Annotated in this window: 12 protein-coding genes; 8 read left to right on the top strand and 4 right to left on the bottom strand. The window is 58.3% G+C overall.

Translation table 11 applies throughout. The features are described 5' to 3' along the window. Positions 1-116 precede the first annotated feature (116 nt). The 7 genes from IE038_RS23305 to IE038_RS23275 all read left to right on the top strand — a co-directional run bounded on the left by IE038_RS23305 (position 117) and on the right by IE038_RS23275 (position 9,170). Positions 117-599, top strand: coding sequence for a hypothetical protein (locus IE038_RS23305; protein ID WP_189396381.1), 483 nt, complete (start codon positions 117-119; stop codon positions 597-599). Between the two features lie 25 nt (positions 600-624). Next, positions 625-1,008 carry a hypothetical protein gene (locus IE038_RS23300; protein WP_163939825.1) on the top strand — a complete coding sequence of 128 codons (384 nt, stop codon included), beginning with the start codon at positions 625-627 and terminating at the stop codon, positions 1,006-1,008. 219 nt (positions 1,009-1,227) lie between these two features. Beyond that, positions 1,228-2,646: a di-heme oxidoreductase family protein gene (locus tag IE038_RS23295; RefSeq protein ID WP_189396380.1), complete on the top strand. Its 1,419-nt coding sequence runs from the start codon at positions 1,228-1,230 to the stop codon at positions 2,644-2,646. A 15-nt stretch (positions 2,647-2,661) separates the two neighbouring features. Beyond that, entirely contained in the window at positions 2,662-3,726 is a 1,065-nt protein-coding gene (locus IE038_RS23290) for an imelysin family protein (protein WP_163939826.1), read from the top strand. A gap of 2 nt (positions 3,727-3,728) precedes the next feature. After that, a complete protein-coding gene (locus IE038_RS23285) occupies positions 3,729-4,826 on the top strand; it encodes a DUF1513 domain-containing protein (protein WP_189396379.1) in 1,098 nt (365 codons plus the stop codon). Positions 4,827-4,951: 125 nt separating this feature from the next. Next, positions 4,952-6,103, top strand: a complete 1,152-nt coding sequence (locus IE038_RS23280; RefSeq protein ID WP_189396378.1) for an efflux RND transporter periplasmic adaptor subunit — start codon at positions 4,952-4,954, stop codon at positions 6,101-6,103. Positions 6,104-6,116: 13 nt separating this feature from the next. After that, positions 6,117-9,170, top strand: coding sequence for a multidrug efflux RND transporter permease subunit (locus IE038_RS23275; protein WP_189396377.1), 3,054 nt, complete (start codon positions 6,117-6,119; stop codon positions 9,168-9,170). A 69-nt stretch (positions 9,171-9,239) separates the two neighbouring features. Here IE038_RS23275 and IE038_RS25450 read toward each other — a convergent pair whose 3' ends face one another. The 4 genes from IE038_RS25450 to colR form a co-directional block, all read right to left on the bottom strand. Continuing rightward, complete coding sequence (locus tag IE038_RS25450) at positions 9,240-9,458, bottom strand: hypothetical protein (RefSeq protein WP_229775727.1); 219 nt, start codon at positions 9,456-9,458, stop codon at positions 9,240-9,242. Positions 9,459-9,593: 135 nt separating this feature from the next. After that, positions 9,594-10,274, bottom strand: coding sequence for a class I SAM-dependent methyltransferase (locus IE038_RS23270; protein WP_163939430.1), 681 nt, complete (start codon positions 10,272-10,274; stop codon positions 9,594-9,596). A 121-nt stretch (positions 10,275-10,395) separates the two neighbouring features. Continuing rightward, positions 10,396-11,706, bottom strand: coding sequence for a sensor histidine kinase (locus IE038_RS23265; protein ID WP_189396376.1), 1,311 nt, complete (start codon positions 11,704-11,706; stop codon positions 10,396-10,398). Continuing rightward, on the bottom strand, positions 11,696-12,379 hold the full coding sequence (gene colR / locus IE038_RS23260) for a two-component system response regulator ColR (RefSeq protein ID WP_065758939.1): 684 nt from the start codon (positions 12,377-12,379) through the stop codon (positions 11,696-11,698). Before colR ends, IE038_RS23265 begins: the two co-directional genes overlap by 11 nt. A 227-nt stretch (positions 12,380-12,606) precedes the next feature. Between colR and IE038_RS23255 the strand changes: the two genes are divergently transcribed. Next, entirely contained in the window at positions 12,607-13,350 is a 744-nt protein-coding gene (locus tag IE038_RS23255; RefSeq protein WP_189396375.1) for a phosphatase PAP2 family protein, read from the top strand. Positions 13,351-13,517 lie beyond the last annotated feature (167 nt).

The following is a 13,517-nucleotide window of genomic DNA, read 5'->3' as shown; positions in this document are numbered from 1 at the left end:
AATTTCGGAATTAGCGCGCTCCGATTTTTTAACTAGCTGTTGCACTTGCTCCTTGAGGCCGCCAAGTTCTTCCATCGCCCTCTATAACTATAGAGACACTCAAGGAGCGCACTGTCATGAAAATACTCGACATCTGGGGAGAGGGCCGAATCGTTGACAACATATCTGACACCGTATTCGTTACCGGCTTTACGGATGCAGACAACATCAATAAAGATGACCAAAAGATATCCAACGGCCCGAACGCAGGCAAAGAAATACCCCGCCTCATTCCTGTCAAGGATTACGACTACCCCATTTTCCCGCTCGCAGAAGACCTGTACCCCTGCGAGACACTGATGGGCGCCCCCATAACCGTAGGCGCCGCCCAGGAAATGTGCAGGGTACTCAGCGAACCGGATGGCAAGGTGTACCTCTATGACCCTGCCGAACCCTTCAGAAAGGCGTTTGAAACAACTGCACACGCGCACGGGTTATCCCTTGAAGGACGCTATTCACCTCAAGAACTCCCGTCTCCGCTAAACGAAATAACCATGCATGCCGTCTATGTATATGTGCACATCACCGAACCTGCCACCCACCCCCATACTGAACTTTAAAACAACCTGATAACCGGAGATCTTCATGGCGAGTGTCAGCATTCTGCGATCGATCGCAAATAACACCCCTTACACCTTGTCCATTCGCAATGGCGAAAGCAAAAGCGACTTGTTTTCCATTGGTGCACAATCGGCATGGAACGGTTGTATGAACGTACCCTGGATCGGAAAGATCTCGGAAAACTATAAAGCCATTGAACTGGTCATGGGCGCCAAAGCCGAAACAACGCTGTGGTTATTTCAAGACTACTGGGAACCGGCTCATGAAAATGCAGTTAAATACTTATTCGGCCCTGAAATGAACTATACCGGGGAGACCCTGGAAGTTCCGGGCAACAACCGTGGTGGCGGCAACCATAACCTGATCATCAGCCTGGAAGGCAATCGCTTCTCTCTGAAAATGATGTAATTGCACCATTATTGTTTCCCTTCGACACCACCTCCCGAAAAATACCGCTGCCAACCTCAAGGCTGGCAGCGCCTTCCCATGGCGCGCACGACCACAACGGCTGCATCAGCCTGTCACCGAGCAAGATTTCATCAAGCAAACGCAAATCTCTCTTATTCAACAAGCGGATAGCCTGCTAAGCTTGCGAGCCGGATTTTTGCTCGCGCCTCAGGATTCTAGATGTCCTTGTTGCTTCGCTGCCTCTCTCCCCTATTTTTGCTACTGCTACTGGCAGCCTGTGACGACGCCCCGCGTTTTACTCAGGCAGAGCCCGGGGAAGCCATGGCGGGTGGTACCTCGACCATAGACAAGCACGACAAGAAAGCCTTTTCGATGCCCTCGGCCAACCTGGCACCAAGCCGCAGCTTGGACTTCAGTGTCGGCAACAGCTTCTTTCGCAACCCTTGGGTCATGGCTCCGTCCACGACCACCGCGCGTGACGGTCTCGGCCCACTGTTCAACACCAATGCCTGCCAGAACTGCCACATCAGGGATGGTCGCGGCCATCCCCCAGGGCCCGAAGCCAAAAGCGCGACATCAATGCTGGTACGCCTGTCGATCCCCAATGGAACAGAATACCTGGAGGTCATCGAACGCCTCGGGGTCGTGCCCGAACCGGTCTATGGTGGACAATTGCAGGACATGGCCGTGCCCGGGGTCGCCCCCGAAGGCAAGGTACGGGTGGAATACACACCACAGCACGTGACCTTCACGGACGGCACGCAGGTCGAATTGCGCAAGCCAAAACTGGTAATCAGCCAGCTTGGCTATGGGCCAATGCACCCCGATACGCGCTTCTCGGCCCGCGTCGCCCCTCCGATGATCGGCCTCGGTCTGCTCGAAGCCATCCCGGAAGAGGCCATTCTGGCTAACGCCGACCCCTATGACAGCAATGGTGATGGCATCCGAGGCTATCCCAATAAGGTATGGGACGATACTCAGCGAAAAACCGTCCTGGGCCGCTTCGGCTGGAAAGCCGGGCAGCCGAACCTCAACCAGCAAAACGTGCATGCCTTCTCTGGCGACATGGGCCTGACTACCCGCCTACGCCCAATGGATGACTGCACACCGACACAAACCGACTGCCTGAATGCCCGCCATGACCGTGGTGAACCCGAAGTCAGCGACAACATCCTGCGGTTGATGTTGTTCTATACCCGCAACCTGGCGGTGCCGACACGCAAGGACGTCGACTCGCCGCACGTGCTGGCCGGCAAGAACCTGTTTTTCGAGGCTGGCTGCCAGAACTGCCATGTTCCGAAATTCACCACGTCGGCCAACGCCGCCGAGCCGGAACAGGCCAACCAGGTGATCCGCCCGTATACCGACCTGCTGCTACACGACATGGGGCCGGACCTGGGGGACAATCGCAGCGAGTTTGCCGCCGGTGGTCGCGACTGGCGCACGGCACCGCTGTGGGGCATCGGCATGACCGAAACAGTCAGTGGCCACACTCAGTTCCTGCACGACGGCCGGGCTCGCAACCTGCTCGAAGCGGTGCTTTGGCACGGCGGCGAGGCCAAGGCCGCGCAGCAACACGTATTGACCTTCAATGCCGAGCAACGCGCCGCGTTGCTGGCATTCCTGAATTCACTCTAGCCATAGGAGCCGGGCATGTTCCGTCCCAAACTGTTGTTTACCAGCCTTGCTGCCCTCGCGCTGGGCGCCTGCTCGCCCCAAGACCCGCAGGCGGTAACCTCTGCTGCCATTGCCAAGCAGGTGATCCTGCCGACCTACAGCCGCTGGGTCGAAGCTGACCGTCAACTGGCCGTCAGCGCATTGGCTTTCTGCGAAGGCAAGAACACCCTGGAAACCGCACGGGCCGACTTCCTCCACGCCCAGAAGGCATGGGCAGAGTTGCAACCCCTGCTGATCGGCCCACTGGCCGAGGGTAACCGGGCCTGGCAGGTTCAATTCTGGCCAGACAAGAAAAACCTGGTAGGACGCCAGGTAGAGCAACTGATCAACAGTGACAAACCTATCGATGCCGGCACCCTTGCCAACTCCAGCGTCGTGGTCCAAGGGCTCTCGGCCTATGAGTACATCCTGTTCGACAGCAAGCCAGACACCGCCAATGCCGAGCAGAAAGCCCGCTATTGCCCACTGCTGGTTGCTATCGGCGCGCGGCAGAAAGCCCTGGCCGAAGAAATCCTGCAGGGCTGGAACAAGAACGACGGCGTGCTCGCACAGATGACCAAGTTCCCCAACCAGCGCTATGCCGACTCTCACGAAGCAATTGCCGATGTACTCCGTGCCCAGGTCACTGCGCTGGACACCCTGAAGAAAAAACTCGGCACTCCGATGGGGCGCATGAGCAAAGGTATCCCTCAGCCGCTGCAAGCCGAAGCCTGGCGCAGCCAGTCGTCACTGAAAAGCCTGCACGCCAGCCTCAGTGCCGCACAGACGGTCTGGGCCGGGGTCGACAATCAAGGGCTGCGTAGCCTGCTCGGCAGCGACCAGAAAGCCCTCGCCGACAAAATCGACGCGGCCTATGCCGTGTCGCTGAAGCTGTTGGCCGACGCCCCGAAGCCCCTCAACGAGTTGCTGGAAGATGAAGCCGGTCGTGAGCAATTGAACGCGATCTATGACAGCCTGAACGCCGTCCACCGCCTGCACGAAACCGACCTGGCCAAAGCGCTGGGCATTCAATTGGGCTTCAATGCCAACGACGGTGACTGATCATGGTGCGACGTCAGGTTCTGAAAGTCGGTAGTGCGCTGCTTGCCGCCCTCACGTTGGGCGGTTGGACCCTGTTCCAGAACAAGCGCCAGCAACCTCTGCTGCTCTCGGCCCGTGACGATAGCGACGGCAACCACTATGCCGTCGGCTACCGACTGGACGGCAGCCAGGTGTTCGCCACCCAGGTCGGACAGCGTTGCCACGACATCATCAACCACCCCGCACTGCCCATCGCCTTGTTTGTGGCACGCCGACCCGGCACTGAAAGCTACCTGATCGATCTGCGCGACGGTCGCCTGCTGCAAACCATCACCTCACAGCCAAACCGTCACTTCTACGGCCACGCGGTGATCCACAAGAGCGGCGAATGGCTGTATGCCACGGAGAACGACACCTCCGATCCGGGGCGCGGCGTACTTGGGGTCTACCGATTCGAAGGCGAGTGGCTGCAGCACAGTGGTGAACTGTCCACCCATGGCCTGGGTCCGCACCAGGTATCCTGGCTACCCGATGGCGAGACGCTGGTGGTCGCCAACGGCGGTATTCGCACCGAAGCCGAAAGCCGTGTCGAGATGAACCTCGACGCCATGGAACCCAGCCTGGTGCTGATGCGCCGCGACGGCACCCTGTTGAGCAAGGAAACCCTGAGCCAGCAGATGAACAGCATTCGCCACCTGGCGGTTGCCAGCGACGGCACGCTGATCGCCTGTCAGCAGTTCATGGGTGATGCTCACGAAACGGCCGAGCTGCTGGCGATCAAACGCCCTGGGCAGGCGTTTCAGCCCTTCCCCGTGGCGCACGCACAACTGCAGTCGATGGCGAACTACACCGCCAGTGTCGCAGTACACAGCGAGTTGCGACTGGTGGCGCTGACTGCTCCGCGGGCCAACCGCCTGTTCATCTGGGATCTGGACAGTGGCGCGACCCGCCTGGATGCACCGATGCCCGACTGTGCCGGTGTCGGCGCGGTGGCAGACGGCTTCGTGGTCACCTCGGGCCAAGGCCGCTGCCGGCTATATGATTGCCGCAAGTCAGAGCTGATCGGCCAACCACTGCAGCTACCGCCAGGGCTTTGGGACAACCATCTGCATCTGGCGTAAGCAACACGCCGGGGAAACGGACTTCCCTGCATTGGGCAAAGGCGTAATATTCGACAACACTGCACACATTGAGCAGGTGTTCGTCAGTGCTGTGCCTGCCTGTCCGGTCTCCAAGGAAATGGAATATGCTGCGCCGCCGCATGCTGATCATGTTGGGTGTCGTTGTGCTGATCGTGCTGATGCTGGGGGGCTACAAAGCCTTTAGTATCTATCGGCAGATTCAGCAATTCAGTGCGCCAAGGCCTCCATTGAGCGTAGCGACGACTGTCGCGCGCGAACAGCTCTGGCAGAGTCGGCTACCCGCCGTCGGCAGCCTCAAGGCGTTTCAGGGGGTCAACCTGAGCCTGGAGACAGCCGGCACGGTGAAGACTCTGCTGTTCGAATCAGGCCAACAGATCAAGGTTGGCCAACCCCTCTTGCAACTCGACAGCGACGTGGAAAGTGCTCTGCTCGGTACCGCGCAGGCAGACCTCGGGCTGGCACAGGTCGAATATGGGCGCGGCAGCCAACTGGTCGACAGTCAGGCAATCTCCAAAGGCGAGTTCGATCGCCTCGCCGCACAGCTGCTGCGCAGCAAAGCCGTGGTCGCCCAACTCAAGGGTTCATTGGCGAAAAAGACCATCCTTGCGCCGTTCAGCGGCACCATTGGTATCCGTCAGGTGGATGTCGGGGACTACTTGCCCAGCGGCACCGTGATAGCCACCCTTCAAGACCTGAGCAGCCTGTACGTGGATTTTTACGTTGCCGAACAGGCGATTCCCAAGCTGGGTATTGGCCAGCAAGTATTGGTCAGTGTCGCGGCGTACCCCAAACAGACCTTCCCTGGCACCCTCAGCGCGATCAACCCCAAGGTTGAAGACACCACCCGAAACATACAGGTCCGCGCCACCTTGGCGAACCCTGACGGCATGCTGCTACCCGGTATGTTCGCCAGCCTGCAAGTACTGCTACCCCACCCTCGCAATGAAGTGGTCGTTCCGGAAACGGCCGTCACCTACACCCTCTACGGCACCTCGGTGTACATCGCGACCCCCAAGAATGCCGAGGATGGCCAACCACAAAAGACCCCCAACGGCCAGCCGGTGCTGGTGGCAGAACGCCGATTTATCGAAGCGGGTGAGCGCCGCGAAGGTCTGGTGGTCATCACCAACGGTGTGAAGGCAGGTGAGCAGGTTGTTACAGCCGGTCAGCTAAAACTCACCCAAGGTGCCCTGATCACCGTCAGCCCGGACAAGACCCTGCCAGGCGAGCTGAATCACCCGCCACGCGTCGACTGATCAAGGAACCTTCATGGCCTTTACCGATCCGTTCATTCGTCGCCCTGTACTGGCCAGTGTGGTCAGCCTGTTGATTGTCCTGCTCGGATTCCAGGCCTGGAATTCATTGCCGATCCGTCAATACCCGCAGATGGAAAACGCCTTGATCACGGTGACCACCGCTTACCCTGGGGCCAACGCGGAAACCATCCAGGGCTATATCACCCAACCCATGCAGCAGAGTCTGGCAAGCGCCGAAGGTATTGACTACATGACCTCGGTGAGTCGGCAGAACTTCTCGGTGATCTCGATCTACGCCCGAATCGGCTCGGACAGCGACCGAATGTTTACCGAACTGTTGGCCAAGGCCAACGAAGTAAAAAACAAACTGCCTCAGGATGCTGAAGATCCGGTGCTGAGCAAGGAAGCCGCTGGGGCCTCAGCACTGATGTACATCAGCTTTTTTAGCAGCGAACTGAGCAACCCGCAAATCACCGACTACCTGTCGCGAGTGATCCAGCCCAAGCTGGCCACACTGCCAGGCATGGCCGAAGCAGAGATCCTCGGCAACCAACTGTTCGCCATGCGCATCTGGATCGATCCCGTCAAACTCGCCGGTTATGGCCTGAGCGCCAGCGATGTGACCGACGCGGTACGGCGCTACAACTTCCTCTCGGCGGCCGGCGAAATCAAAGGCGAATACGTGGTCACCAGTATCAACGCCAGCACTGAGCTCAAATCGGCCGAAGCCTTCGCCGCGATTCCACTGAAAACCGTGGGCGATCGCCGGGTGCTGTTACGCGATGTTGCCAGAGTGCAAATGGGCGCGGAAAACTACGATACGGTCAGTTCTTTCGATGGCACACCATCGGTCTACATCGGTATCAAGGCGACGCCAGCGGCCAACCCGCTGGATGTAATCAAGGAGGTGCGCAAACTGATGCCAGAGCTGAACAGCCAGTTGCCACCCAACCTGAAAGCGTCCATCGCTTACGACGCTACGCTGTTCATCCAGGCCTCGATCAACGAAGTGGTCAAAACCCTGGCAGAGGCCGTGCTGATTGTGATCATCGTGGTCTTTCTGTTCCTCGGTGCGCCGCGCTCGGTGCTGATTCCGGTCATCACCATTCCGTTGTCGATGATCGGTGTGCTGTTCTTCATGCAACTGATGGGCTACTCAATCAACCTGCTGACCCTGCTGGCCATGGTGCTGGCAATTGGTTTGGTGGTGGATGATGCCATTGTCGTCGTGGAAAACATCCATCGACACATCGAAGCTGGCGAAACGCCCTTCGACGCGGCACTGATGGGCGCGCGCGAAATTGCTGTCCCCGTGGTCTCGATGACCATCACACTGGCAGCGGTGTACGCCCCGATTGGCTTTTTACAAGGGCTTACGGGTGCGTTGTTCAAGGAGTTTGCCTTGACCCTGGCTGGCGCCGTGATCATCTCGGGGATCGTCGCCCTGACCCTGTCGCCCATGATGTGCTCAGTGCTGCTGCGCCACGAGGCCAATACCCACGGCCTGGCCTACCGCCTCGACCAGCTATTTGAACGCCTCAAACGGCGCTACCAAAAGATCCTCCACGGCACACTCAATACACGCCCCGTGGTATTGGTGTTCGCCGTGATCGTCCTGTGCCTGATACCCGTGCTGCTGATGTTCACCAAAAAAGAGCTGGCGCCAGACGAAGATCAAGGCATCGTGTTCATGCTGGCCACCGCGCCGCAGCCAGCCAACCTCAACTACCTGAATGCCTACACCGACGAGTTCATAACCATATTCAAGGCGTTCCCGGAGTACTACTCATCCTTCCAGATCAATGGCTTCAACGGCGTGCAATCAGGCATCGGAGGCTTTCTACTCAAGCCCTGGAATGAGCGTGAGCGAACCCAAATGGCACTATTGCCGCTGGTTCAAGCCAAGCTCAACAACATCAGTGGCCTGCAGGTCTTCGGCTTCAACCTGCCGTCACTGCCCGGTACGACCCAGGGCTTGCCGTTCGAGTTCGTCATCAATACGCCGAACGACTACGCATCGCTGCTGCAAGTGGCCGAGCAGGTCAAAACGCGCGCCCAGGCCACAGGCAAATTCGCCTTCCTCGACATCGACCTGGCCTTCGACAAGCCTGAAGTCGTCGTCGATATTGACCGGGAGAAAGCCGCGCAAATGGGCGTGACCATGGGCACGCTGGGCAGCACACTGGCGACCTTGCTAGGTGAAGCCGAGATCAACCGGTTTACCCTTGAAGGGCGTAGCTACAAGGTCATTGCCCAGGTCGAAGGCGCCTACCGAGACAACCCGGGCTGGCTGAACGACTACTACGTCAAGAACGAGAAGGGGCAAATGCTGCCGCTGTCGACGTTGATCACGATCAGCGAGCGCGCACGGCCGCGCCAACTGAATCAGTTCCAACAACTGAACTCGGTCATTATCCAAGGTGTACCGCTGGTCAGTATGGGCGAAGCCATTGACACCGTCCGCAACATTGCCCGCGAAGAAGCCCCTGCGGGGTATGCCTTTGATTACAGTGGCGTAGCGCGACAATTCATCCAGGAGGGGTCGGCACTGTGGGTCACCTTTGGCCTGGCACTGGCCATCATTTTCTTGGTACTGGCGGCACAGTTCGAGAGTTTCCGCGACCCCTTGGTCATCCTGGTGACGGTCCCGCTATCCATCTGCGGCGCACTGATCCCACTGTTTCTCGGCCTGTCGAGCATGAACATCTATACACAGGTCGGGCTGGTAACCTTGATCGGGCTGATCAGCAAGCACGGCATCCTGATCGTCGAGTTCGCCAATCAGTTGCGGCGGCACAATGGCATGTCGCCCCGAGAGGCCATAGAGGAAGCCGCCGCGATTCGTCTGCGCCCTGTACTGATGACCACCGCAGCGATGGTTTTTGGCATGGTGCCCTTGATTCTGGCCAGCGGCGCTGGCGCGGTCAGCCGTTTCGATATCGGAACAGTGATTGCCACCGGCATGTCGGTCGGTACCCTGTTCACGCTCTTCGTCCTGCCCTGCGTCTACACCTTGCTGGCCAAGGCTGATGCTCCGACCCCGGTCAAGGCCCCAGAGCCCACTTGAGCCACATGCGCGAGTGAAAAGCAAAAAGCCTCGTCATTGACGAGGCTTTTCAGATCCATCGAAGCGGGGTCAGCTTTGGGGTCGCAATCCTTGCCTAAGGCCGAACAACAACAGCAAAAGGTCCTGATCAGGAGTCGCCACGACCTGAACCTTGACAGTATGCGGCGCAGGGCAGTGAGCCGTGGCGCTGAGAATGCCAGGACCAGGCTCCTCCCACGCGGCGGCGGCTGCGGTGGCGATTGCCAGAGCACTCAGGAAAAATAGACCTCGAGCAATTTCTAGTTTCATTACTCTAAACCTTTGACAGCGCTGCCAAACACCATGTGGTAAAAATAGAGCAGCTTTTGCCAGTCTGCGTTGCTCCACGACGAATGGTGACGCAACCGTTTTATTATTGCAGGGCGACCAAACAGCGGGCCCGTCCTACCCCTTACGCAGCACGTAAACCCGCCACATCGCATAGAACGGCAAGAAGTCCAATCGTTCCTGAATACGAAATCCCGCTTCGACGAACTCCTGCTCGACAGTGGCAACAGGCAGCACAAAGCGGTTCTGGTAACCCTCTGAACCGGCGTTCGCCAAGCGACGCGCTTCCAGCTTCTTACGCCGCCACGCTTTGAAGTTGCCATCGACCCACAGCGAGATGATCACGCTGTCGCGAGAAACCCGCTGAAACTCGGAAAGGATGACCTTACGGTGTGCGGCTTCGCCAATATGGTGAAAGAGTCGCATACAGAAAATGCTGTCGACGGCATTATCAGGCAGGTCGATGTCAAAAGCCGAGGTCTGCAGGGTGCGCACACGCTCGACGATACTGGCCGGTTGCGACGTGCGAGCCCTTTCAAGCATCGCCTCCGAATTGTCGGCACCGATGATGACTCGATTGGACTTTTCCGCCAGCAGCGGCCAAAAACGCCCGGTGCCACATGGCAGATCAAGCACCAGGCCAGGCTCACCCGACAACGCCAACGCACGCCGCGCCAACTGCTCGTCACGCTGGTGGGACAAACGGCGCGCGAACCCATCTTGATGTTTGAGTGAGTAATCCTGAGCGTGTTGCTTATCGTACTTCTCGGAAAACTCGAGCTTGATGGGACTGCGCATTCTGCCTCTCCTGACTCCAATGGCGCCCACCTTATTAAGGCGGGCGTTGGCGTCAGGTCATGCGGATGTGAAAAAAACGTTAATCTTTTTTACACCCGTTCCATCCTGTTCAAGTCCCCAGTCAACCGATGATCTCATCACGGTCGGTCCGTTGACTGCGACCGTGACTCAGGTCGACATGGAAACGACAGCCATTAGGGGTCATGGCGGTCAAGCTCACAATCCAGCCTTGGTCATCACAGATCCGCTGAACCAATGACAACCCCAATCCCAGCCCCTCGCCGCGCTTCTCTCCACCGCGCACGAACGGCTGGAACATGGCTTCACGCTGCTCTTCAGGAATGCCCACACCACTGTCTTCAACCATGAACCCTGCGGGTTCCAAGGTAAGGCGGATGAACCCACGGTCAGTGTAATGGGCCGCATTACGCAGCAAGTTCCCCATGACCGCCTGCAAGAAGGTTGCATTGTAGAGAACCGCACCTGCACCCTCCGCACTGAAGAACAACTGCAGGCCCTTCTGTTCAATGGTGTCGCGCCATACGCCAAGCAGGTCATCAGCCACTTCTTTCAGGGTCGCCTGCGAAGCAACAGCCCCTTCATCACGCTGAGCTCGTGCCAGCATCAGGAACGTCTTGACCAACTCGCGCATTTCCTCGCTGGCCCTGGCAATGCGCTCGACCTGCGCCCTTGCACGGCTATCGAGCTTGGTATTCTCCAGCAACAACTCACAGGAAGTGGCCAATACCATCAACGGCGTACGCAACTCATGGCTTACATCACTGGTGAACAACCGCTCCCGGGTCAAGGCATCGCGTAATCGCCCCAGGGTGGCATCGAATGCCACAGCCAGTTGCCCGACCTCATCGGCGGCGTAGTCCGGAGCCAAAGGCGGCGCAAGGCCCAACAGTTGATCGCGGTGACGTACCTGACGAGCCAGGCGAATCACCGGCGCCATTACCTTGCGCGCCAATACCCAGCCGAGGAACACCGCCAGCACCAGACTCAGTACAAAGCCCACCACCACCACGGCAAAAAGCACACGCTCGCGCTCTTCGAAATCACTTTGATCCTGTAGCAGGACATAACGGCGACCATCGACAATCTCGACCATCGCGTGATACGACAACTGCTCGCGAAACACTTCATGAAACCCGGGATCCAGGTGCCTGAGATCCTTGGGCAAGGCGAAGTCGTCGCGGCCACCGCTGAAGTAGAACAGCTGATCGGGCCGTGGCCTGTGACTCCAGTCACTGACACTGTCCATCAGCAGCAAGCGTTGCAGGTCGCCACCCAATACGGCAGAAATCAAACGCTCTTCGACCAAGTGGACCGTAGCAACGATACCGAAGGCAAAGGCTCCTGCAACCAAGGCGCTCATCAAGGCAAAGGCGATGATGATCCGTTGCGCCAGGCTCTGTTTAAACTCCATCGCGGCCCTCGGCCATGCGGTAACCCACACCATGCACCGTGTGCAGCAGTGGCTTGTCAAACGGCTTGTCGATCACCTGCCGCAACTGATGGACGTGGCTACGCAGGCTGTCGCTGTCAGGGCAGTCATCCCCCCAAAGTGCCTCTTCAAGCACTTCTCTGCGCAGCACGTGGGGGCTTTTCTGCATGAGCACGGCAAGCAGTTTCAGGCCGACCGGGTTCAGCTTGAGCAGACGCCCCTGGCGCGTGACTTCAAGCGTATCGAGGTCATAACTCAAATCACCTACCTGCAGGCTGCGTCGCCCTCCTCCCTGAGCCCGACGCAACACCGCTTCAATACGTGCCGCCAACTCAGACAGTGCAAAAGGCTTCAGCAGGTAATCGTCCGCACCCGAGCGAAAGCCCTGTAGACGGTCGTCGAGTTGGTCGCGGGCCGTAAGCATGATCACCGGCGTATCGCGCCGTGCGTCTTCTCGCAAGCGCTTGCATAGCGTGTAGCCGTCAATACCGGGTAACATGATGTCCAGCACAATCAGGTCATAATGCTCGGTTGCGGCCAGGTGCAAACCCGAAAGGCCGTCTTGGGCGCAATCGACCGTGTAGCCTTTAAGGCCAAGGTAATCTGCCAGATTGGCCAGAATATCGCGGTTGTCTTCAACCAATAGAATTCGCATGGGTATCCCCCCGTTCACTGCATTTGCCTGCTTGGCAGGCGCAGCTTAAGGCCATCGTTCACGTACTGCCACATCAGAACAGATTTATCACCGGTTAACGTTTTTTTCACTGACTCTTCACAGACAAAGCATACCGCCCCACAGAAAATCGCCGGTCGTTACGTCAAGCCTATACCCGGCTCAGGCTTGCCGGCCGGGACTGTCCATTTGTTTCCCCAGGATCTGTCATGCCTGTAGCCCTGAACCGCCCGCCATCACGCCCCATCAACGTCTGGCTGTACCTCGGCATCCCCGTTTTGGTCGCCATTGTTCTGCTCCTTCTGGAACTGACCAGCCTGGACATGGATATTGCCAAGTTGTTTTATGATCCGGCAGCTGGCCAGTTCATCGGACGACACAGCTTCTTTCTTGAAGACATCCTGCATGATCGCGCCAAGCAAGTCGTGATCGGCCTGGGACTGGTAGCGATTGTCGGCTTTATCGCCAGCTTGATGCTGAAAAAACTCAACCCCTGGCGCCGCGAACTGGGCTGCCTGGTAATGGCGATGGCCTTGTCCACCAGCTTTGTAACTCCACTCAAGGCAGTCACTGCCGTACAGTGCCCGTGGAGCCTGCAAGAATTCGGTGGCAAAGAGACCTACAGCGAACTGCTCAGCCCACGCCCTCCAACGGACAAACCCGGGCGCTGCTGGCCAGGTGGCCATGCGGCCACAGGCTTCACCCTGTTTGCGTTGTTCTTCGTGCTCCGCGATCGTCGCCCTCGCATGGCGCGAGCCGCGCTGTGGTTCGCCTTGGGGCTAGGCACCGTGTTTTCAGCAGGACGCATGCTGCAAGGCGCGCATTTCTTCTCGCACAACGTCTGGACAGCCGTGTTCTGCTGGCTGATCAGTCTGGGATGCTACTACGCTGTGCTGTATCGCAAGCCTGCCCCCGCTGGGGCTCCTGCACCAGCAACAGCATCGACCCTGTGAGCTGATGGCCCGTCAGTGGGTTGGTCGTGTAGCTCAAGCCCTGCAAACTCACTGACACCCCTGCGGTACCTTCGGCAGGCACTGTAAAACGGTGACCTCGCCAAATCGAGTAGGAGGCGAGTTCACACCCGCCGTCCTCTCACACCACCGTGCGTACGGTTCCGTAC

It is taken from the genome of Pseudomonas laurentiana, assembly GCF_014648275.1.
GTDB classification, from domain to species: Bacteria; Pseudomonadota; Gammaproteobacteria; order Pseudomonadales; family Pseudomonadaceae; genus Aquipseudomonas; species Aquipseudomonas laurentiana.
Note: the sequence above shows the minus strand (reverse complement) of the source record. Positions and strands in the feature narration are given on the sequence as shown.